Annotated in this window: 22 protein-coding genes; 4 read left to right on the top strand and 18 right to left on the bottom strand. The window is 52.7% G+C overall.

What is annotated here, in order from left to right; all coding sequences use genetic code 11:
- Positions 1–37: 37 nt before the first annotated feature.
- From BQ7364_RS14515 to BQ7364_RS14505, 3 genes are all read right to left on the bottom strand, one after another.
- Complete coding sequence (locus BQ7364_RS14515; protein WP_083538630.1) at positions 38–1,219, bottom strand: DNA glycosylase AlkZ-like family protein; 1,182 nt, start codon at positions 1,217–1,219, stop codon at positions 38–40.
- 73 nt (positions 1,220–1,292) lie between these two features.
- Complete coding sequence (locus tag BQ7364_RS14510) at positions 1,293–1,721, bottom strand: flavodoxin domain-containing protein (protein WP_072685374.1); 429 nt, start codon at positions 1,719–1,721, stop codon at positions 1,293–1,295.
- Between the two features lie 189 nt (positions 1,722–1,910).
- Positions 1,911–2,234, bottom strand: a complete 324-nt coding sequence (locus BQ7364_RS14505; protein WP_006058515.1) for a cyclic-di-AMP receptor — start codon at positions 2,232–2,234, stop codon at positions 1,911–1,913.
- A gap of 207 nt (positions 2,235–2,441) precedes the next feature.
- On the opposite strand from BQ7364_RS14505, the gene BQ7364_RS14500 reads away from it, so the two are divergent.
- Positions 2,442–3,452 carry a helix-turn-helix domain-containing protein gene (locus BQ7364_RS14500; RefSeq protein ID WP_072685373.1) on the top strand — a complete coding sequence of 337 codons (1,011 nt, stop codon included), beginning with the start codon at positions 2,442–2,444 and terminating at the stop codon, positions 3,450–3,452.
- A 119-nt stretch (positions 3,453–3,571) separates the two neighbouring features.
- On the opposite strand, the gene BQ7364_RS14495 is transcribed toward BQ7364_RS14500, so the two are convergent.
- From BQ7364_RS14495 to dtd, 5 genes are all read right to left on the bottom strand, one after another.
- The gene (locus BQ7364_RS14495; protein ID WP_072685372.1) at positions 3,572–5,854 is read right to left on the bottom strand and encodes a bifunctional diguanylate cyclase/phosphodiesterase; all 2,283 of its coding nucleotides are present in this window, start codon (positions 5,852–5,854) and stop codon (positions 3,572–3,574) included.
- A gap of 241 nt (positions 5,855–6,095) precedes the next feature.
- Positions 6,096–7,196, bottom strand: a complete 1,101-nt coding sequence (gene ychF / locus BQ7364_RS14490; protein ID WP_072685371.1) for a redox-regulated ATPase YchF — start codon at positions 7,194–7,196, stop codon at positions 6,096–6,098.
- Between the two features lie 128 nt (positions 7,197–7,324).
- A complete protein-coding gene (locus BQ7364_RS14485) occupies positions 7,325–7,528 on the bottom strand; it encodes a DUF951 domain-containing protein (protein ID WP_072685370.1) in 204 nt (67 codons plus the stop codon).
- A gap of 3 nt (positions 7,529–7,531) precedes the next feature.
- Positions 7,532–8,386 (bottom strand): bifunctional methylenetetrahydrofolate dehydrogenase/methenyltetrahydrofolate cyclohydrolase FolD, encoded by an 855-nt coding sequence (gene folD, locus BQ7364_RS14480; protein ID WP_072685369.1) that lies wholly within the window; start codon positions 8,384–8,386, stop codon positions 7,532–7,534.
- An 85-nt stretch (positions 8,387–8,471) separates the two neighbouring features.
- A complete protein-coding gene (gene dtd / locus BQ7364_RS14475; protein WP_072685368.1) occupies positions 8,472–8,921 on the bottom strand; it encodes a D-aminoacyl-tRNA deacylase in 450 nt (149 codons plus the stop codon).
- 282 nt (positions 8,922–9,203) lie between these two features.
- On the opposite strand from dtd, the gene BQ7364_RS14470 reads away from it, so the two are divergent.
- The 3 genes from BQ7364_RS14470 (at position 9,204) to BQ7364_RS14465 (ending at position 12,048) form a co-directional block, all read left to right on the top strand.
- Positions 9,204–10,466: a replication-associated recombination protein A gene (locus tag BQ7364_RS14470; RefSeq protein WP_072685367.1), complete on the top strand. Its 1,263-nt coding sequence runs from the start codon at positions 9,204–9,206 to the stop codon at positions 10,464–10,466.
- 115 nt (positions 10,467–10,581) lie between these two features.
- Complete coding sequence (locus BQ7364_RS18055; RefSeq protein WP_159432821.1) at positions 10,582–10,728, top strand: hypothetical protein; 147 nt, start codon at positions 10,582–10,584, stop codon at positions 10,726–10,728.
- A 282-nt stretch (positions 10,729–11,010) separates the two neighbouring features.
- The gene (locus BQ7364_RS14465; RefSeq protein ID WP_072685366.1) at positions 11,011–12,048 is read left to right on the top strand and encodes a CAP domain-containing protein; all 1,038 of its coding nucleotides are present in this window, start codon (positions 11,011–11,013) and stop codon (positions 12,046–12,048) included.
- Positions 12,049–12,222: 174 nt separating this feature from the next.
- On the opposite strand, the gene BQ7364_RS18435 is transcribed toward BQ7364_RS14465, so the two are convergent.
- The 10 genes from BQ7364_RS18435 to BQ7364_RS14415 all read right to left on the bottom strand — a co-directional run bounded on the left by BQ7364_RS18435 (position 12,223) and on the right by BQ7364_RS14415 (position 22,000).
- Positions 12,223–12,363: a hypothetical protein gene (locus BQ7364_RS18435; RefSeq protein ID WP_234973196.1), complete on the bottom strand. Its 141-nt coding sequence runs from the start codon at positions 12,361–12,363 to the stop codon at positions 12,223–12,225.
- Positions 12,364–12,438: 75 nt separating this feature from the next.
- Positions 12,439–13,254: an HAD-IIB family hydrolase gene (locus tag BQ7364_RS14455; RefSeq protein WP_072685364.1), complete on the bottom strand. Its 816-nt coding sequence runs from the start codon at positions 13,252–13,254 to the stop codon at positions 12,439–12,441.
- Positions 13,255–13,356: 102 nt separating this feature from the next.
- A complete protein-coding gene (locus tag BQ7364_RS14450; protein ID WP_072685363.1) occupies positions 13,357–14,595 on the bottom strand; it encodes a D-alanyl-D-alanine carboxypeptidase family protein in 1,239 nt (412 codons plus the stop codon).
- A 92-nt stretch (positions 14,596–14,687) separates the two neighbouring features.
- Positions 14,688–15,029 (bottom strand): hypothetical protein, encoded by a 342-nt coding sequence (locus BQ7364_RS14445; protein ID WP_072685362.1) that lies wholly within the window; start codon positions 15,027–15,029, stop codon positions 14,688–14,690.
- Between the two features lie 240 nt (positions 15,030–15,269).
- The gene (locus BQ7364_RS14440) at positions 15,270–15,968 is read right to left on the bottom strand and encodes a Bax inhibitor-1/YccA family protein (RefSeq protein WP_072685361.1); all 699 of its coding nucleotides are present in this window, start codon (positions 15,966–15,968) and stop codon (positions 15,270–15,272) included.
- A 13-nt stretch (positions 15,969–15,981) separates the two neighbouring features.
- Positions 15,982–17,430: a phage holin family protein gene (locus BQ7364_RS14435; protein WP_072685360.1), complete on the bottom strand. Its 1,449-nt coding sequence runs from the start codon at positions 17,428–17,430 to the stop codon at positions 15,982–15,984.
- 425 nt (positions 17,431–17,855) lie between these two features.
- Complete coding sequence (locus BQ7364_RS14430; RefSeq protein WP_234973195.1) at positions 17,856–18,584, bottom strand: tRNA threonylcarbamoyladenosine dehydratase; 729 nt, start codon at positions 18,582–18,584, stop codon at positions 17,856–17,858.
- A complete protein-coding gene (gene miaA, locus BQ7364_RS14425; RefSeq protein WP_072685358.1) occupies positions 18,551–19,504 on the bottom strand; it encodes a tRNA (adenosine(37)-N6)-dimethylallyltransferase MiaA in 954 nt (317 codons plus the stop codon). The genes BQ7364_RS14430 and miaA overlap by 34 nt, the downstream gene beginning before the upstream one ends.
- Positions 19,501–21,504, bottom strand: coding sequence for a DNA mismatch repair endonuclease MutL (gene mutL, locus BQ7364_RS14420; protein WP_072685357.1), 2,004 nt, complete (start codon positions 21,502–21,504; stop codon positions 19,501–19,503). Before mutL ends, miaA begins: the two co-directional genes overlap by 4 nt.
- A 142-nt stretch (positions 21,505–21,646) precedes the next feature.
- Positions 21,647–22,000, bottom strand: a complete 354-nt coding sequence (locus tag BQ7364_RS14415; protein WP_072685356.1) for a hypothetical protein — start codon at positions 21,998–22,000, stop codon at positions 21,647–21,649.
- Positions 22,001–22,010 lie beyond the last annotated feature (10 nt).

Below are 22,010 nucleotides of genomic sequence, written 5' to 3'. Positions count from 1 at the left end.
GGGCTGTATCAGCCAGCCATTCCCCGGCATGTCTGGCTTATTCCAGAAACCGGCAGGTTTCCAGCGTCCGGCCGAGAAACTCCTGCAGCCGGGCCATTTCCCTGTGAATGCAGGAATGCTCCGCTTCGTTCAGGGATTCCCACAATGTAACCTGCACCGCTGCCTTCTCCCGTTGAACGCGCGCATTCCAGAATCCGACAATCCGCGTATCTTTGAGGAGGACGCCGGGACTGCCGACTGTCCGCCAGACTTTCTTCTGCGCCGCTTTGTCCGGCAGAATCCAGCTGCGCTGAGGCAGATCCAGAAACGGATCGTGCGGACCGAGCAGCTGAATCTTGGATTCCTCCGGCGGCAGACTTACCAACAGATCAAGATCCGCTTCCAGCATCCATCCGCGCTGCCCTTCCACTTCGATTTCCACCCGCTCCTCTTCAGTTAAAGCCCACAGTCGTTTTGCATGAGGCAGGCCGCATCCGCTCCAGCGGGCAAAATCCTGCACCGTCGCCGGGCCATAACAATGCAGAAACTTTTCCACAATCCGCGAAGGCTGCGCCTGTAAATCCAAAGCTTGTCCAAGCTCGGCAGCAGGACTGGTAAACGACGGCTGATTCCCCTGACGTTCTCCCATCATCACGCGGCCTTCCAAAGCACATTGTCGAAGCAAATACGACACGGCCGCTTCCAGCAGCGTCTGTTTTTCCGCTACCAGCGACGGTGCATCCGCCCGTTCACGGATGGGATCCGGCAAATACGGCTTCATGGCTTCGGCTAAAACATGATCAAGCCGGGCTTTGCTTACGATCCGGTTGTGCTCCAGCACCGCGCAGGCCCGGCGCAGCGCTTCCAGCAAGACATTGCGGTCAGCGCCTAACGCCTGCGCGGTATAGGACAGCGGCTGCGCGTAGATCGGCACTTCCTCCGGCTGCGCCGCCAGCGCGCTTAAAAACGTTCCCGCTTCCGCAAGCGGAAATATCGTCGGCGCACCGCGCAGACTCCACGTCTGCATCAGACATTTCGTTTCGATCAAATCCTGCCGCAGATCGCTGCGCTCAAGTTCCGCAACCCGCACCGCCATCGCCAGTTCCCAGCTGCCGGGCGGACTGTTGACGATTCCGCAGGCCGAAACCGCTTCAAGTCTTTGTGCCCGCGGCAGTTTCTCATCTAAATGATGAGCGTGCCGCTGATGGCGCAAGGCTTGTTCTTTCGTCATCGTGCGCATGGCTGATCCCTCCGTTCATGCTTTCAGTGTATCACAAAACGCAGCGGGCTGACACCATAAGAAAAGCGAAGATTCACTGCGCCAGCAGGATCTTCGCCCGTTGCTTTCCTTCTTCCAACGCCGCTTCCGCCGGTGCGCCCTCAAACACAAAACCCTCGCCGCACAGCTCGCCGCCCGTCAGCCTTGTCCGTTCTTCCCAGGGTTTCATGTACGCACCCGCACCCCAGCCGTAAGAACCGAACAACAACACCGGTTTGCCCCGTAAATACGGTTCTATCTGGGCCAGTGCCGGCAGAAACTCGTCGCCATCCAGTTCCTCGACGCCATGGGCCGAACAGCCCAGCGCCCAATGTGTGATCGTCGGCAGCTCCGCAGCAGGCAACGCCGAGGCCGGACACAGAACCACCTCCGCGCCTTCTTTTCGCGCCTGTTCCGCAATCGCCTGAGCCATCTGTTCTGTATTGCCGGTCGATGACGAGTACATCACCATACATTTTTTCATTTTGATCCGTCCTCCTGCTTTCAGGATGGATCGTTTTCTTCTGTTTTAAACAGAGTTTCCCGAGAACTTTTCCCCACTCTTGATCTTCCGGATTTTACTGCATTCCCAAGCCTTCTTTTTCAATGCCTGTCTTTTGAATCAACCAAATGAAAAAACGGAAGCTTGTTGCCTCCGTTCTTTGATTCAGGATTACAGTTTCAGGAATTTCTCAACATCTAGCACGAAGATTGTGGCCCCTCCGACCTGGACTTCAACCGGGAACGAAGCATAACGGCCAATATCGTAAGAAGCGGTTGACGGAACGATTTCTGTTCTGCGCTTACTTTCATTGCCGATAATTTCAATCGCCTGATCCACTTTATCGTCATCTGTACCGACGATCATCGTTGTATTGCCTGCCCGCAGGAATCCGCCGGTCGTCGCCAGCCGGGTCACCTGGAAATTGGCTTTGGTTAAAGCAGAAGAAACACTGGAACTATCATCATTCGAGACAATGGCTAAGATCAGTTTCATAATCAAGGCCTCCTTTTATATATCTCTATTTTATCATATTTTGCCCGCCTTGAAATCCCTTTTCAATGATTTTCATAGAATCTTTATCCTTCTTTCAGAGCCGGCCCGCTAAGCCGCAATCCCGCTTTTCTTTCTGTTTTAATCCAATTCATGAAGCGTTAAAAAAACAATCTGCGCTGCGGCAGAACACAAAAGAGATAAGAATCCATGAAACAAACAGCTTTTCATGACGGCAGAAAAGCCCTGTCCTGCCGTTTCGATCATTTTTATAATCTTTCAAGGAAATTCTGGTATACTGATTTCAAGGAAGTGATCGGCATGTCCAACGAACTTTTTCAATATATGATTCAATCCGATCCGCTGAGCGAGCGGCTTTACCATTACCGCCTGAAAGCGTTTTGCGCCGGCCGCATTTTAGCGCAGGCTGAGGAAAATCCGCAGTCCTACGTCCATTTGTTCCGCGTCAATTACGTTGTCCGCGGCAAAGCTCTGCTTTTGATTGACGATCAGGCGCTTCCCGTCCATGCCGGCCACGCCGTGATCATTCCTCCGCGCGGGATTTTAACGCAGGCCAATCCGAAGGAAGAAGTGGAAACCTACTTCATTAACTTTGACGTCAGCAATCTGGCGATGCGCAGCGAATTCATGACGCGCTTGTTGGAATGGTTCCCCTTCTATCAGGTCCGCGACAACGATCGCCAGATCCTCCGCTACTTGCTGGAACGGATCTTTGACGAAGCCGCCGATGCTGAAATGGGTTCCTGTCTGATCGTTCAGAACCTGTTCTGTTCGCTGCTGATCAAAATGGTGCGTATGGCCCAACAGGGAAAAGCCGTTTTGACTCTGCGGCCGATTCCGATCAGTTCCACTCATTATCTGATCAGCCGGGCCGTCAGTTATGTCTATCAGCACATCGGCGATCATCTGACGGTAAAAGAAGTCGCGGACAGCCTGAATATCAGCGAGATCTATTTGTACAAACTGTTTAAGGAACATACCTCGCAATCGCCGCAGAATTTCATTCTGGAATATCGTCTGCATTTAGCGCGGGAATACTTAAGCAATCCGGATGTTCCGATCAAGATGATCGCGCAGCAGCTGGGCTTTGCGAACGCTGATTATTTTTCAGCCAGCTTCCGCAAATATACCGGATGTTCGCCCTCCGTCTATCGGCAGCAGCTGTTAAGCTCCAACGAAATGCTGCTTAATCCGGAATGAATTAAGAATCAAGGACAAACCATGAGGTTGTCCCTGCGGCTTTATCGCAGAAGTTTCCTGTAATCCAAAGTTACGATAAAACCCACCTTGCGAGTGGGTTTTTGCGTTATGTTTTTACGTTAGCGCCGTGATCCGACCGCCGCTTCGCGTGTTTGGCAGTTCTGTGGGTGATCCAGTTCCTCCCGCAGCACCTGATCGAAGCTCGCCAGCGGCATCGGTTTGAAATACACATAGCCCTGGACGATATCGCAGCCGGCAGCCTTCAGGAACTCCACCTGTTCCGCCGTTTCCACCCCTTCCGCAATCGTTTTCATCTGCAGCTCATGCGCCATCGTCAGAATATTGCGGATGATGATCCGTTCGCGGCCGATATCCACAGATTGGCGGAAAAACAGAATATCAAGCTTCAGCACCTGAATCGGCAGATTTTTCAAAATATTCAGCGAGGAATAGCCGCTGCCAAAATCATCCAGCGAACAGATAAATCCCCGCCGGCGTAATTCCTCGACGACGTGCAGGAAGATCTGATCGTCTTTTAACATCACGCTTTCCGTAAATTCCAGTTCCAGTAAACCGTCGGGAATTGCATAGCGCTGCTTGACCGCCGTATACCAGTCAAGGAAATCATCCTGAAACAGATCCAGCCGCGATACATTGACCGCCAGGTTGATCGGCGGGCGTCCTTCTTTGAGATAGGCGTGCAGCCAGGCACAGGCTTTTTCAAACATCAGCCGGTCAAGCTGGGTAATCATGCCGTTGTGCTCAAACAGCGGAATGAACTGATCGGGCGGAATCAACCCTTTCTCCGGATGAATCCAGCGTGCCAGACATTCCCCGCCGACGATCCGGCAGTCCTGCTGAATATTGACCTTGCCTTGGACGTACAGTTCGAATTCCCCGCGTGCCAGGGCTTTTTTTGCCTGAGCTTCCAGCTCGGATTCCCGCAGCGTCTGAGCGCGCAGCTGCGGGGTGAAGAAAGCGAATTGATTGCCCGGCTGATCTTTTACTGAACGATGGGCAATGTTGGCCCGGTTGACCATCTCGTTCACCGACAGCGTTAGATCGTCTTCGCAGACAGGGAAAAAGCCCATGCACAGTTCCAGATGAACAAGCGCAGAATGTTCGTTAAGCTGTTGATCGAGCTGCACTAACAGCTGGTTAAACCAGGCGGCCAGCCGCTGGGGGTCCAGAGTCTGCAGCAGCCCGGCAAAATTATCGCCGGACACCCGGCAGAACAGCTCGTCCTTCTCCAGCGACGCTTTCACGACGGCGGAAAAATCACGCAGCAGTGCATCGCCCTGTTCATAGCCGAACAGATCGTTGAAATATTTGAACTTTTTGATATCGCAGTACCATACGGTACAGCCGCTTTTGAGCAGCGCCGGAACGTCTTTCTGAAACGAGGCAAAATTGCCTTCCTGCGTTAACGGATCCTGATACGCCAGGGTTTCCAGCGCTTTCTGATTTGCTTGCATACTGCGGTTCTGCCATTCCATCAAGAGTAAAAAAATCATAGCAGCCAGCGTGATGACAAGCGTCATTCCCAGCGAGGTTTTGTCATAATTTTTATGCAGCGCCGCCGTCGGCACCGCACAGAACAGATACCAGCGATTTACGCCCAGCGGCACCAGCTGCGCAATCGCCGGCTGTCCGGTAAAAGAGCGGTAGCGCAGGCTTCCGGCGTGTCCCTCAGTCAGCCAGTTCCGCAGCGTATCCCGCGTTTTATCCGTGAATTGTCCCAACTCCGCCAATGTCTGCTTCCTGGCCTGCGGCTCATGATGCGGGCGCATCAATACAGCGCCGGTTTCATCCACAAGCAGGCTGTATCCCTCGCCGTTAAGCAGCGGCGCATCCAGAATAGAGCTGTAAACATCCATCAGATTCTCCGCGATTAAAACACCGGTCGGTTCGCCGTCGTTGTTTTTAATCAACATTCCATAGCTGCCCATCCATTCCTGTTTTTCATCCAGCTGCGGGTTGGAGAGACTGCGGCCTTCCCTCACCGTCTGCTGAAAAAAAGGTTCCCGGCCTACTTGTTTTTTCAAATGATGATTGCTGCGGATATCGACCAGATCCGCATTGCCGCTTAAATCGGCATAGCCCATCCGGACGAACTGATTCTGATTGTTGATCGTTTCCAGAATGGCAATCATCCGCTCCGCGTCGTTGATTCCCGTTTCCCCCAGCACGATCGCCAGCGCTTCCAGCGTTTGAAAATCACCGTCAATCTGTTTGATCATCGTGTTCTGCAGCTGGGCGGCGGCATTGTCCAGATATTGAACGCTGTCGTTTTCGCTCTGCGTGCGCATATACTGAACATACCCCAGACTGCCCGATAAAAAGCACAGGCAAATCCCTATGATTGCAATTTTGGTTTTTTTCTGGGCTGTTTGTGGATTCATTTTTTTTACCAACCTGTTGTTTTAATTTTACCATAGACCGTTGTTCCATGACAAGGAATAACCCGTAGGGAAGTCCTCAAAAGCGCACGGAATTGAACAAAGTTCCTGATTTTCCCAAACTGATTTCATTTCTTTCCAAACAAAATGGGAAGTCGGTTGGCAAACGCAGTTTCCACGCAAAAACATCCCGCGATGAAGCCGGGATGTTACTCTGCATTAACAATCAATGAGGATATTCAGCTTAAACGTTGAAGCGGAAATGCATGACGTCGCCATCCTGCACGATGTAATCCTTGCCTTCCAGCCGCAGCTTGCCCGCCTCTTTTAAGGCGGTTTCACTCTTATACGTCATCAAATCGTCATAGCTGTACGTTTCCGCGCGGATAAAGCCGCGCTGGAAATCGGTGTGGATAATCCCGGCACATTCCGGCGCCGTCATGCCCTCGCGGAAGGTCCAGGCGCGGACTTCCGGTTCGCCGGCGGTGAAGTAAGTCTTCAGCCCTAACAGATGATACGCAGACTTGATCACGCGGTCCAGACCGGATTCAGGAATTCCCAGCTCTTCCAGAAATGCCAGCTTCTCTTCTTTTTCCAATGACGACAGTTCTTCCTCGATCTGCGCGCAGATCGCGATGACGTCGTTGTTCTCCGCTTCGGCATACGCCTTGACCAGCTTGTAGTAAGCGTTGTTTTCCGGATCGGCGATGTCGTCTTCCGACATGTTGGCGACGTAGATCATCGGCTTGGCGGTCAACAGCTGATAGCTTTTGGCAATCAGCGCTTCTTCCTTGCCTAATTCAACGCTGCGGGCCGCTTTGCCTTCGCGCAGCGCTTCGACCAGCTTGCTTAACACCGCGTATTCTGCAGCGGCTTCCTTATCTTTCGCCTGGGCTTTGCGTTCAACCTTGGTGATCCGGTTTTCCACTGTCTGCAAGTCGGCCAGCGCCAGCTCCAGATTGATGATCTCAATGTCGCGGATCGGATCAACGGAGCCTTCGACATGCGTGATATCCGGGTTGTCAAAGCAGCGCACGACATGGCACACAGCGTCGACCTGACGAATGTGGCTCAAAAACTGGTTGCCCAGACCTTCGCCTTTGGACGCGCCCTTGACCAGACCGGCAATGTCCGTAAATTCGAAAGTCGTGCGGATAATTTTCTTCGGGTTGAACAGCGCCGCGATGTTGTCGATGCGCTCATCCGGCACTTCGACGACGCCGACGTTGGGCTGAATCGTTGCGAACGGATAGTTCGCCGCCTCGACCTGACTCTGGGTGATGGCGTTAAACAGGGTCGACTTGCCAACATTGGGCAGTCCGACGATACCTGCGGTTAATGACATAAGTTTTTCATCCTTTCACTCACGCGGCTTCTCAAGCAAAGCTGGCCGCGGAAATCCTTTATTAGTTTACCTTTTTTCAGTCTGATTCTCAAGATGCAGCGGACGGTCAGCGGCAGAAAAGACGGATTTTACTCCGCCTTGTCCGCTTTCTCAATCAGTTTTTTACATTTCCGCTCAAATTCCGAACGGGGAAACATGATCGCCGCACCGCAGCCCAGACATTTGATCTTGATGTCGGCGCCCATGCGGATGATCTTCCAGTATTTTGATTTGTGGCAGGGATGTTCCTTCTTCATCTCCACAATGTCGTTTAAATCGTAATCCGTAATCATTGGTTATTCCCCTTCATGGTGACGATAAGCCTTCAGTGTATTTTTCAGCAGCATCGTGATCGTCATCGGCCCGACGCCCTTGGGAACCGGCGTGATGAATCCGGCCTTCGGCTCGACTGACGCAAAGTCCACGTCGCCGACCAGTTTGCCTTCAGCGTTGCGGTTGATGCCCACGTCGATCACCGCCGCGCCTTCCTTCACGTAGTCCGCCGTGACCATTTTGGCCCGGCCGACCGCGGCGATCAGGATATCGGCTTCCGCGCACACCTGCGCAAGATTTTCCGTTTTGGAATGGCAGATCGTGACGGTCGCGTTCTCATTTAACAACAGCCGCGCAACCGGCGCGCCGACCAGATTGCTTCGGCCCAGCACGACCGCGCGCTTGCCTTCCGGATTAATTCCCATCCGATGAAGCAGCTCCATACAACCCAGCGGCGTGCACGGCACAAAGCCGTCTTCTTTTAAATGCAGCTTGCCGACATTGATCGGATGAAAGCCGTCGACATCTTTGTCCGGCCGGATTTCGCGAATCACCTGCGCGCTGTCCAATCCCTGAGGCAGCGGCAGCTGGCATAAGATGCCGTCGACCGCCGGATCCTCGTTCAAACGCCGGACCACCGCCATCAGTTCAGCCTGAGAAGTCGAAGCCGGCAGCTTGATCAGCTCCGATTCCATTCCAACCTGCGTGCAGGCTTTTTCCTTGCCGGTGACATACGAAAGCGAAGCCGGGTTATCCCCAACCAGAATCACTGCCAGCTTCGGCATCCGCCGTCCGGCAGCCCGCAGCGCCCCGATTTGTTCGCTCAGTTCTGCGCGGATGTCTTTTGATACTTCAGAGCCATAAATCACCTGTGCCATCGTCTTCCTCCTTGATCAGACTTTCCGTCTGTTTCCTGCTTTCTTTGCCCGCTTTTGTTTCAAGCGGCTTTAAGACCGCCCGCGCTTAAAATAATTCGCGGCTGTCCAGAATTAACGTCACCGGCCCATCGTTGAGCAGCCGGACTTTCATCTCGGCTCCGAAAATGCCCGGCTTGACGACCAGGCCTGTCTTTCGCAGCGCGTCGTTGAACGCGTCGTACAACGGACTGGCGATCTCCGGCCGAGCTGCCTGATCGAAGCTTGGACGCCGGCCTTTCTTACAGTTGGCGTACAGTGTGAACTGGGAAATCGACAGCACCTGTCCGCCGATTTGCTCAATGGATAAATTCATTTTACCATTTTCATCTTCAAAAATGCGCAGATCATGTACTTTCGCAGCCATTTTCTCAACGGTTTCCGCAGTGTCGCCGTCGACGATTCCAACTAACAAAAGATATCCCTGCTGAATTTCATTAACAAGCTGCCCGTCGATCGTGACGGACGCTTCACTCACCCGCTGCAAAACTACTCTCATGACTTCCTCCCTGATAAGAAACCTTTCTCATTTTTAGTTTTCTGTCTTTCTTCTCTTTAATTATAACGGAAAACCGTTGCACCGCAAGCACAGAGAGGATGCAAAGCGGTCGTTATCAAACAGAATCAGTTCTCACTCTCGTTTCTGTTTTCCTAATTTCTCTGCGCAAACTCCTGAAAAGCACGATTCTTCCGGACCTGCCCAAGCACTTCGGCTGCCGGAAAGAAGAAACGTTTCCTATTTTGTTTTCAGATGGTAAAATAAGACGAAGGAGTTGATCGCATGAAACAACCTTTAGCCTTTCGAATGCGGCCGGAAACTTTGGACGAGGTGATCGGTCAGCAGCATCTCATCGGACCCGGGCAGGTGATCCGGCGCTGTATTGAACAGGGCCGGTTGTTTTCGATGATCTTTTACGGGCCGCCGGGGACGGGCAAAACGACGCTGGCCTCAGTGCTGGCCAACGAGCTGCATCTGCCTTACCGGCTGTTCAACGCCGTCACCGGCAATAAAAAAGAACTCGACACCATTTTTGAGGAAGCTAAATTTTACGACGGACTCGTCTTAATCATCGACGAAGTTCACCGCTTAAATAAGGACAAGCAGGATCTGCTTCTGCCGCATGTGGAAAACGGGCGGATTATCCTGATTGGCGCGACGACCTCCAATCCGACGATGGCGATCAATCCGGCAATCCGTTCCCGCTGTCATTTGTTCGCGATCAAGCCGTTGGAAACCGACGATATCATCGCGGCGCTCAACCGTGCGGCAGCCAGTGAAAAGGGCTTAAACGGACAAGTCAGACTGGATCCGAGAGCAGCCGAACTGATCGCCAGCTATTGCGGCGGAGACATCCGCTATGCCTTGAACGTCCTCGAGCTGTGCGCGATCGCCAGCGATGAACCGGTGATCAGCCCGGAACTGGTGCGGCAATATGTCCAGCGGCCGGTACAGGGCATCGACAAGGACGGCGACGGACATTACGACGCCGTCAGCGCATTTCAGAAAGCGATCCGCGGCAGCGATGTGGACGCTTCCTTATATTATCTGGCGCGGCTGATTCAGGCGGGTGATATGGACTCGATCGAGCGGCGGCTGCTGGTCATCGCCTATGAGGATATCGGGCTGGGCAATCCGGCCGCAGTGGCCCGCACGATCTCGGCGATCGACGCCGCCAAGCGCGTGGGTTTCCCGGAAGGCATGATTCCCTTGGGCGTTGCGGTGATCGACTTGGCGCTGTCCCCAAAATCCAAGTCAGGCGAACTGGCGATCCAGGCCGCGATGGCGGAAGCGGAAGCCAGCGATCCGCCGGTGCCGGCCTATCTGCGTTTCACCCCGGTCGGCATGAAGGAAGAAGACAAGTATCCTTATGATCGTCCCGATTTGTGGCACAAGATTCAATATCTGCCCGACGCGATCCGAACCAAACGGTTTTACCAACCGCAGGCCACCTCGGCCTATGAAAAACAGCTGGCGGCCAACTATGAATCATTAAAACGCTATGTTCGCTCCAAAAATCTGGCAGAATTGAAGCGGGGAAAATAACCCGCTGCGAATTTCCGCTTCGCTCACGTTTTAACAGGTCTGGACGTCTTCGCAACGATCCGGACTTTTTCATTTTCGGTTATGCACCGTCTCAAAATTTCCACCCGCTTCGGTTATGCTTATCGCATCTCAAGCTTGGTTTTCAGCTGAATTTTCAGGCTGCCCGCACCGCCCTTTCACCCCGAAAATGCAAGCGGTGCCATCACAAAAATTGAAGGTTAAAAAATCTGATATTTTTACCTTTTTTCAAGAAGAATCTTGACCGATCGCCCGCATTGGAAATCTGACAAAAACGTCATTTTGTCTGCGGATTCACTCAGAATGAGTCGGTTTTGCTAGTCATTTTTGAAGAAGTGTCTACGGAATTCTTAAATTTTTATGAATTTCCGGGAAAGAAAAACGAAGGAATTTTCTCCCATTTTTAACAAAAAGGCCTTCAAATGTGGGATTTTCATGTGAATTCTGTGAAAATTTCCTTATTCAATTTGCCATCGAAATTATTTCATTATACAATAATCATGGTCGTGAACCGAAGGAGGAAATTATGACTCAAAAACATAAAGCTCTTTCCAGTTCATTAACGATCGTTACCTTGCTTACATGCTTTACCACTGCGGCGATCACTTCTCCGATCCGAGCCGAGGGTGAATCCGAAGCAGACGTCAAGCCAACGATCCGTCTGGAAATTAACGACCTGAATGCCGCTGATAAAATTAAAACAGCGTTATTTCAGGAAGCCGCTGTCAGTGTCCCGGCCGAAGAAACGACATTGATGGCCCCGGCCGCTGATCTGACGAATGCCGAAATTAAAATCGATCAGTTAGACTTGAGCAAAATTGGACAACAGGATGTCATGGTTCATTTGACGCTGAACAACAGCGCTGCGCAGAACAGTCTGCTGCAGACAACCTTGTCGCGCGAAGTGACCCTGGACATTCAGGATACAACCGCTCCGGTCATTGAATTAAAGTATCCGCACATCCGTTTGGAATACGAAGAGGAATGGAATCCGCTGGATTGGGTGGAATCTGTTTCCGACAACAGTCTGGAACCGTTAGACATCCAGCAGCTGTGGGTAGAGAATTATGTCGACGCTTCTCAAAGCGGCGAATATGAAGTTTATTTCTCGATCGCTGACGCTTCCGGCAACGTGGGTTTTGCCACGCTGGGCGTCCAGGTCAAGGAAAAACCGAAGCCGAAATCCAGCGGCGTGGTCGCTGGCGACGCGATTACATCCATGTTGAACCTGATCAACAATGCCCGCGCCGATGCCGGTTTGGATCCGTTGTCGCTGGGCGATGAAAACGCGCAGGCGGCGATTGGCGTCCGCGCTTCGGAAGCGGCAGGTTATGTTTCCCACAAACGTCCGGATGGTTCCCATTATAAAACGGCGTTTGATGAATACGGCGTTTCTTACAGTCATCCGCTGGAGATTCTGACCTACGCCGGCAGCACTGTGCAGGATAAATTCAACTGGTGGATGAATTCTTCAGGCCATCGGGCGATCATCCTGAGCAGCAGCTCGACAAAGATCGCAATCGGCTACTCCGGTAAGATGTGGGCAGCGATCGCCTATCAATAACAAACCCGGAAAGGGATGTTCTTCTTGATGAAGATCATCCTTTTTTCTTTTTCCTCGAGGAACACGCTGTAATAAAAGCAGACAAGGGACGTGATCGGAAGGAAGGTTTTTGATTTGAACGGCAGTCCGCATGTAAAAAACCGCACCTGTACGACGCCGCAGGAGATCGAGAAGCTATTCCATCAGGAAAGCTTGCAGACGATAAGTCAGCTCCTCTGCAGCATGCGCGATCTTCTGCCATGTCTGAAATCGGGCAGGACTCAGCTGCCGATGCTGGGAAAGGATCGCCCGATTTTGATCCATTTCATTGGTCATCTCTCCTGAAAAAAAATCTGGATGTCCAGATTTTTTTACTTATGCCTGTGCTCTCTCTTTCCGATGGATAACCGTTTACTCCGCCGCTTTCCGCGCCAGTGCCAACGCCTGCGCCACCGTTGCGACACTGCAGGAAGCCTGCGCCTGAATAGCCGGGGCCGCATGGTCGATGCAATAGCTTAACGGAATGACCTTGAACATCGACAAATCGTTTTCATTATCCCCGACCACCGCAATCTCGTCTTTGTGAATTCCTGCCGCCCGCGCCAGTTCCAGAATACCGCTGCCCTTGTTGATCCCGACCGGACTCACGTCCAACATATCCACATCCGAAGCCGCAATCTCAAACCGACCGTCAAAGGCGGCGTGCAAAAGCCGCGACGCTTCGCTGTGCTGGGCGGGTTCCACAAACAAGCTGATCTTTGAACAGCGGCCCGAGCGCGAGGCAAAATCCGCAAATTCCAGCCGCCAGTTCTGCCGGATAACCGGACTGTCCGGCGTTAACCGCTGGGGATAAGTCGCTTCGCTGCCAAAACCATAGGAACCGCCATCATCCCCGCGGGTGATCAGGGAACCGTTGATCCGATGTTTCTGAATGAATTCTGCCAGTTCCGCAAAGTCGTCAAACTCCATCCAGTGCTCGTTAATTTTTTCTCCGTCTTCATTTAAAATGATAAACCCGTTCATTCCGATCGCAGCGACCGGAACCCCCAGTAAACCGCTGATCAGGGTCTGAGCGTCCGCCCCCCGCGAGCTGGCGATCGCCACATGCCCGCCTTCGTTGACAAACGCCGTCAGAGCTTCCCGGTTTTCATCACTGATCCCGGCTGACAGCTCGTTTCCAATTTTCAGCAATGTTCCATCCAGATCGGTAACCAACAATTTGAGCATTTTCTGTCCCCTCTACCTTTTTTCTGTTCCTTATCATTCTCTTTGCTTTTCATTGTACCTGAATTTGCCAAAAAGAAAAAGAGGTTTTCCTCTTTCCCTTACTCACAAACGCCGGCGGCTTATTCGCCCCAGAGCTGCGATGAAAAACAATCCCATGAACACGGCGAACACGCCGACGCTGAACAGATCCAGCCCTTTTCGGATGATCGGCCAGGTCGTCGCCTTGAAGCTGATATCATTGACTGCCAGTTCCTTCTCCATCGCCTGCCGGGCAATTTCCACGCCGTTTTTATTCAGGATTGCGTAAGCCTGAACCGTGTCCGGATCCTTTTCATTCTCGACGATTACGCTGGCGGTATACTGACTTTCATCGTCGTCAGCCTGCGCGAGAATCTTGAAATCATAGCTCATTGTAAACTTTGCCGTGGCCCACAGCTGCCCGCGCTTTTTGATCTCCACCGTCTTTTCTTCAAAGGAAGAGGCGGGAATGGTGATCTGCTTGTAGTTGGCAAAGCCATAATCGAACAATGTCCGGGTATCGGTATAGCGGGCGTTCTTGTTGGAATTCTTCAGAACGACCGCGATCAGATTCACGCCGTCTTTGGAGGCGGTGGTCACGATCGTGTAGCCGGCATCTTCCGTCCAGCCGATCTTGCCGCCGGTGGCATATTCATAGAAAAACTCGCCTTTTTTCAGCATATCGTTGCCGGAAGCGAAGTAACGGACGTCCTTCTGCTTGTTCGTCGGCTGCATTTCATATTTCACCGTGCCGAAGATCTCCGCGAAATCCGCGTTCTGAATCGCCATCCGGGTAATCATCGCCATGTCGTAGGCGGTGGTGTAATGGTCCTCATCCGGCAGACCATGCGCGTTGGCAAAATGGGTGTTCTTCGCCCCGGCCGCCGCAGCCGCCTCGTTCATCATCTCCGCAAATTCGCTCTGAGATCCGCCGATCGCTTCGGCCAGAACGTTGCTCGCGTCATTTGCACTGGCCATGATCGCCGCGTAACAGGCGTCTTTTAACGATAATTCTTCGCCATAATCCAGCCAGATATGACTGGATTTGCGGTCGATGTTGTCAATCGCCGTATCGGTCGCTGTCAGGATCTGATCGGGATGCCCCTGACTTAAGGCAAGATAAACCGTCATAATTTTTGTAATACTGGCAGGATAATGGCGATCGTCAGCGTTTTTCTCATACAGCACCGCGCCGCTGTCGGCGTCGATCAAAACCGCCGATTCGCCATCCAGATTCAGTTCTTCTTCGGCTTTGACCGGCATCGCCGGGATCATGCCGATGACCAGCGCCCAGGCCGCCAGTGCTCTTATCCATTTTCTCACGCTCATCCCACCTTTTGTTCTGTTTCGCATAGACTTCTTTATTTTACACCATAACCGCCGGCCTGGCGAGACGAAAATAACCGCGGCGGCGGTTATTGGCGAAGCTGTTCAAATAAACTTTCTGTTCGTGTTCCTTCGTTTTTAAGCACCCGGATCAATAACAGCCGGTCAATTCCAGACGGACTGGCTACGGTCAGCGCCAGATCAGGTTCCGCCTCCAGAGCTTTCCCGGATGTCGGATCCGCCTCCACGCGGCTGGCGTTCAAAAACGGCTGCACCTTGCGGATTTGCGCCCGGGGCAAACAAAGAATTTGTTCACCCTCAATTCGAAGTTCATTGTCCGTAATCGTCAGAACGGCCGATTGTGAGTCCATTTTCCAGTCGTCCATGACTTCGACAAAGAAGCGGCTGACTGTCCGGCTTATGTTTTTCATCTTATCCTCCCTTTTTTACGACGCGATTTTCAACATACCCATTCAAACGTGTCTTTCCTTATCTCTATTATTGCAGAAAGAGAGCGAAAAGGGTAGTCATTTATGGCTTAAACTTGATCCCCCTGCCGTTTTCCAATCGTCATTCGGACTTCGAACAGTATTCAGCTGAAAAAGGAGTCCAAGCCATGCAAAAAAAGCTGACCTCTTCGCAGGAGTCAGCTTTCCAGATCAGCCTGGCTGTCAATTTTTCTGACTGCGGCCTAAAATCCGCAGAACATACAGGAAAATATTGATGAAGTCGAGATACAGATCCAGTGCGGAATAGATGGAAATCTTATCCAGCATTTCCGGTTCCGATTCGCAGGCATAATACATCGCTCTCATCTTCTGCATGTCGTAGGCGGTCAAGCCCAGGAAAATTCCGATCATGATATAATTCATCACCATCGAAATGGCGTCCAGATTGATGAACCAGCCGACGATCGTGATGACGATCATCGTGATCAGTCCGGCCATCAGAATCGGGCCCAGACCGCTTAAATCTTTCTTTGTGGTCATGCCGATGACGGCCATGCTTCCAAACATCAGCGCGGTGAACCCAAAAGCGATAAACATCGTGCCGAAGCCATAGGCCAGCGGCAGAATTGAGAACGTAATACCGGTCAGCGCCGAATACGCAAGAAACAACAGCTTCGCCGTCGAAGGCTGCATTTTAGCCAGCTTGCCGGTCAGAAAAATAACCACGCCCAGCTGTGCGACCAACAACACCAACGGCGCCAACGAGAACGAATAAATCGTAATCCACAGCCCGCTGAACAGAGTAAGAAAAGCAACAATCGCCGTGACGGCCAAACCGGCAGTCATCCATAAAAACGTATGGGTGAGATGCTGCGAAAGGCTGACGCCTCCTAAGGACGAAACAACTTCCTGACGATCCATAATATATCCTCCTTTATTTCATAGAAATCGAAGACAACGCCGTCTCCGATCCGTTGTTATTAGAATACCACTCAATGACGCCGCGATCAATATCCAATACTGCGCGATACTTCGCCGAAGCTCGGTCCAATCTCTGATTTTCATCCTCATTGACATAGCTCAGCTCATTTTCATCATAAAACATCAATTCCTCAGACGAGATCTGCGAAAGAACGTTGGAATAATATTCCGCCATGCAGATTTCCTCCACGTTGTCCTCGCTTACATCTTCCGACGCTAACAGAATATCGCTCCAGCTGCTCTCCTCGTCGCCATTGAGCGTGAATTGATAACGAGCTTCCGTTGCGGCATAGCTTAACGAGTAATATTCTGCGACAGAATAATCGTAGCTGCTGGCAGCCCCTTCGACATAGTCGTTCAGGAAACAGTATTCATAAGGCTTCGCCAGCGGAATTTCAAGAGTGCCTAATTCTTTGTTGTTTTCATCGTAGACCACCATCTGACCGTAGAAGAAATACGGTGTTCCGTTGTAAATGGCGAACCTCGTCTGATTGTTTTCACTGGATACAATCAACGGTTCAATCGAATCCTCATCGCCGTCTGTCTCGACGATCAACCCTTTGGCAATCTGCTGGAACTGATCGTCTTTGACCGTTGCGATATACGCGTCAACCTGACGGTCTTTCGCCTTTGGTTTCTGCGGCTGGCTCACGATATTCGGCGTTGTTTTCGGCGCGGATGTGCGCGCTGGCAGCAGGTTATAGATTACAGAGAACACGACGACCATTCCAACAACGCCCAGGATCGCCGCAATGGTTTTCTTACCGCTCTGGCCCTGCTCCTGCCGCAGAATCCGGTCCCGACGAGCCTGACGATCTTCCACAGCCGGATTGACCGGTGTCTTATCGGCAGACTCTCCGGCTGTATTTTCCGGCGTCTCCAACGGCGGGAACCACTGATCCAGCGCATCCGTAACCCGCTCGAAATCGCCCTTGCGGCTGCAGATAATCTTATACTTTTTCTTCAGTCCGACAAACAACAGAATCATCGGATAGGTGCGCCCCTTCTGATAGTAGCTCGTTTCCTCGACATGGTCGATACTGCGGCGGTGCAGCGCGAAATTGGAACCGTACAGACCGCTGACAATCCAGTTCTTACTCATCGAAATCTCTTTGGTCACGAACTCAAATTCTTCCTCTTCGTTCAATTCGATTCCCAAATCCTCGCATTGACGCTTAATCATTTTGCCGATGCGCAGATACGGAACGCTGCCGATCAGTACGAAGATCAACATGATTATTCCGAACATCAGCACCATCGCCACAACCATCATCAGCGCCTGCTCGACGCCTTCGCCAAGCATGATCAGCCCGAAGACGGCGGTGACGCCGAAAAAGATGGCTGCCAGCAAGGCAAGCGTCTGCGCCATGCCCCGGCGGGCCAGTTTCTTGATTTGCTTCATAAAATACCCCCTCAACGGTGGTATTATATCGAAAACTGACAGCGATGAGTACACTTATTTCAGTAATTTCATCCTTCTTTCGTAAATTTTAATCCTTTGTTCAGTTTTTAATCCTTCCGACGTTCAATTTCTTGAAAACAACCTTTTTTTTGGCTTATTTATCCCTGACGAAGAGTGAAGAATGTTTCTTTGCCGAATGAGTAAGAAGAAAAAGACTTGCCGCCTTTTGCCCGATCAGTTCAGGCAAAATCACAGACAAGCCTTCTTGTTTTTACTATTTCCACCGTTTCCTTTGAATTTTCATTGTCCTTATCAGCTTTACTTTCGCAGGCTGAAAAGCTCAATCTGGCAAACACATGGGAAATCCCGAGAAGAATGCGGCTCTTCCTTCAACCGGAACCGCTGAAAGCTTTCGTTCTTTCCGCCTATTCTTCGATGGAATTGATCAGTGCCTGAAACACCACCGAAGCGCAGGTCAGCCCGGCGGCGGCCGGCACAAAGATCGTACTGGCCGGCGGATATTTCTGCTTCAAGGTTTGTCCTTCGGCGTTGACCAGCTGATTCTGCGTGCGCGGCAGCTCCCTGGACCAGACAACCGGAATCTTCGCGTTGAAGCCCCGCTTGCGCACCATCTGGCGAAGGGCCCGGGCGAGCGGATCATTGCAGGTCTTATCCAGCGTCGTGACGGTCAGCTGGGTCGGATCAAACCGATTCGCCATTCCCAGCGAGCTGATGCACGGCACAGAATGACGCTGCGCCATTTCAATCAACGCCAGCTTGCTTGACAGCGTGTCGATCGCGTCGATCACGTAGTCGATCTTCTGATCGAACAGGCTCTCGCTCTGCTCGTTGAAAAACACGTTCACCGCCTGGACTTCGCATTCCGGGGCAAAGCTGCGGATGCGCGCGGCCATGACTTCGGTTTTCGACTGGTTCAAAGTATCCAGCGTGGCGATGATCTGTCGGTTGAGATTGCTGGGGGCGACCGTGTCCGCGTCGACCAGGATTAATTTTCCGATCCCGCTGCGGCCCAGTGCCTCCGCGGCATACCCGCCGACCCCGCCGATGCCGACGATCAGCACGCACGCCTGCTTCAGCCGTCCGATCGCGGCCGGACCGACTAACAATTCCAGTCTTTGCAGCGGTGTTTCCACGCACATTCCTCCTTCAGCCAGACGGCGATTTCCGCCACTGCCTGTTCTTTCTCACCCGGCTGATCGACCGCCGCCCAGCGGATCGGCGTCTGCCGGGTAAACCAGGTCATCTGGCGGCGCGAAAATTGCCGGGTATGCGTTAAAATCTGTTCCCGCGCCTGATCGATCGTTTCCCGGCCTTCAAAATAGCCGCGCCATTCCTTATAGCCGATGCCCTGCATCGACTGATCGTCAAAGCTGACGCCCTGCCGCAATAAGCCGCGGATTTCCTCGATCAGCCCGGCGGCGATCATTCCGTCGACGCGTTTTTCAATCCGCTCTATCAGCGCCTGCCGTTGGCAAGTCAGACCGCAAATGAACGTGTCGTACATCATTCTGTGTTCCTGCCGGCTTTCCAGCTCGCTTTTCGGCGTCTGCGCCAGTTCGTGAATCACCAGCGCGCGGATGATCCGGCGCTTATTATGGGGATGAATCTGATCCGCGGTTGGCGGATCGACCTGTTTCAGCCAGGCATACAGCTCGGCTTCATCGCGTTGTTCCAGTTCTTCGCTCAAGCTTTGCGCGCGCGGATCCTCGGGTTGAAACTGATAATCATACAGGGCCGCTTTGATATACAAACCCGTGCCGCCGACGATCATCGGCAGCTTGCCCCGGGCGCTGATCGCTTCGATCGCTGCACGGGCTTCCCGCTGAAAATCCGCGACGCTCGTTTTTTCTTTCGGATTCCGCGTGTCGATATTGTAATGCGGCACGCCCTGCTTTTCCGCTTCGGTAATCTTCCCCGATCCGATATCCAGCCCGCGGTAGACCTGAATCGAATCGCCGCTGATGATCTCACCGTGAAACCGTTTCGCCAGTTCAATCGAAAACGCCGTCTTGCCGACGGCGGTCGGACCGACGAGTACCAGCACTTTCTTCATCGCTGGAACTCCTTGATCAGCTGCTTTTCCGTGATGGTGATGAACGTCGGACGGCCATGCGGGCAGTGATACGGCTGTTCACAGCGCGCCAGCTGTTCGATTACCTCCTGCATTTCGCCTAACGACAATACGCGGTTGAAACGGATTGAATGATGGCACGCGATCGTTGCCAGCCGGTGCCGCTGCAGATCCTCCGCACGGACTTCGCGGCCGTCTTTCCACAAATCCAGCACGTCCTGTAAGAACGCCTGTTCGTCAATTTCACTCATCCAGGCCGGCAGCTGACGGCAGATCAAACTGTTCTGACCGAAGTTTTCCAGATGGATGTGCATCGGTTCCAGCAGTTCGTTCATTTCCTGCAGCCGGGCCGCCACGGACGCGCTGCCTTCCAAAATGATCGGCACAAGCAGCTCCTGCATTAAAGGCTCCTGATCCAGAAAGCGCTGCTGGACTTCTTCAAAATGGACACGTTCCTGCGCGGCATGCTGATCGACAATATAAAGCGCGTGTTCGTCCTGAGCGAGAATGTATTTGCCATGCATCTGAGCCAGCACCTGCATCTGTGGGAAGGTTTGTTTTGGAACTGAGCGCAGCGCTTCGGCCGAAGCTTCTGTCGACTGAACCCGGGGATCCAGCGGCTCCGGCTTTGACAGCTGATCGGAAAGGCTGTCCGCAGATGAGGTCTTTGCGGTTGGCTTCGGCGTTGTTAGCGACGATCCTTCCCGGTTTTCCACCTCTGTTTTTTTAATCAGGGCTTCAGGCTCCGCTGGCAAGACTGCGGATTCTTCCGCTTTTCCAGCAGCTTCCGGATTCTGCGTTATTTCCCGGGAAAGCGACGCGGTGATCTGTTCCCGTTCGCGCTGTTCGCTCATCAGGGCCGCCTGTCTGCGCCATTCGTTAGCTTCGACGGAATCCTCGCGCACCTGATTGGCGGGAACAGCCGCGGGCGTTTCAAACAGCTGCGGCATTTCCACTTTCTCCCTCGGCGTTTCCACGCGCATGACCTCCGGCGCCTGCATGTGCTCGCGCAGGGTGCGGGTCAGCGTATCGCGGATTAAAAATTCCAGCTGCTGCTCCTTGGAAAGCCGGATTTCCCATTTGGATGGATGGACGTTCACATCGCACAGATGGCTGTCCATCTCGATATCCAGCACGACAATCGGATAGCGGTCCTGCGGAATATAGTTCTTATAGGCTTCCAAAATCGCTTTCTGAATCCGGTAGGAGCGGATCATCCGGCGGTTGATAAAGACCGTCATGTAATTGCGGCTGGCGCGGGTCTGCGCCGGCAGCGCCATCAAACCGCGGACCGTGTAATCGAAGTCCTGCCCTTCCACCTCGATGCACTGACGGGCCAGATCGCGGCCGTAGATGATCGCCATAACTTCCAGCAGACTGCCGTTGCCGGCGCTGCGGAACACTTCCTTGCCGTCGTGGACAAGCCGAAACGCGACGTCCGGATAGCTCAGCGCAAACTTCTGAATGACGTCGAGGATCAGCGAGGTTTCATACGGAATCGACTTGAGATGCTTCAGCCGGGCCGGTGTTTTCTGAAACAGGCCGCTGACCGTGATCTGCGTTCCCTGATTGCAGGGGTAAGGCCGCGCGGACTGGCGCTGACCGTAGCGGATTTCCACACGCGTGGAATCTTCGCCGTTGTTGGTCAAGAGTGTCAGATTGGAAACGGAAGCGATCGAAGGCAGCGCTTCACCGCGGAAACCCAGCGTGTGAATCGCCCACAGATCTTCCGTCGTCTTGATTTTACTGGTGGCATGCCGTTCAAAGCACAGACACGCGTCTTCCCGATCCATCCCGACGCCGTTGTCGATCACTTCCATCAGCTCGGTGCCGCCCTGGTTGATGTTAACTTCAATCCGGGTCGCTTGCGCGTCCAGCGCGTTTTCAACCAGTTCTTTGATGACGCCCATCGGCCGTTCGACGACCTCCCCGGCGGCGATCATGTTGGTTAAATGCGCGTCCAGCTGCTGTATTTTTGCCATCGTGGATTCACCCTCCTGTTCTGTGAAGCTGTTTCCGATTGATTCCCCGAGGATGCGATAAATTCAGGGAACCGGTCATCCTTTTCAAGTGCTCCGGCGAACTGCCGGTTTGCCTTATCTTTTATTGTCCATGCCGCATCTTTTATTGTCCATGCCGCAGAAACTCGTAAAACGCGAAACCGATCGAGATGATCGTCAACAGCCCGACGATCATTTCCGACAAACTGTTGGCGTACTCTGCCTGCGTCGGATCGGCCAGCGCCAGCACCAGAAAATACAGGCACCAGATAAAACCGAGGATCAGCATCGCAAAGGTGACATAGGTCAGAATCCGCGAACCTACCTTCCAGCGCCGGCGGCCTTGTTCCAGCTGCTTAGGCGTATAGGTGAAATCCGGATGGTTGCGGCGGCGCAGCGTCTGCCGGACTGCGCTGGCGATCAAGCCGAGAATTAAACCCTGACTTAACGCCAGGCAAAGCATTCGAAACATCTTCATCGCTTTTCCT

The organism is Holdemania sp. Marseille-P2844 (genome assembly GCF_900120005.1).
Taxonomy (GTDB): Bacteria; Bacillota_I; Bacilli_A; order Erysipelotrichales; family Erysipelotrichaceae; genus Holdemania.
The sequence above is the reverse complement of the archived record's forward strand: the minus strand, read 5'-3'. Positions and strand labels throughout refer to the sequence as shown.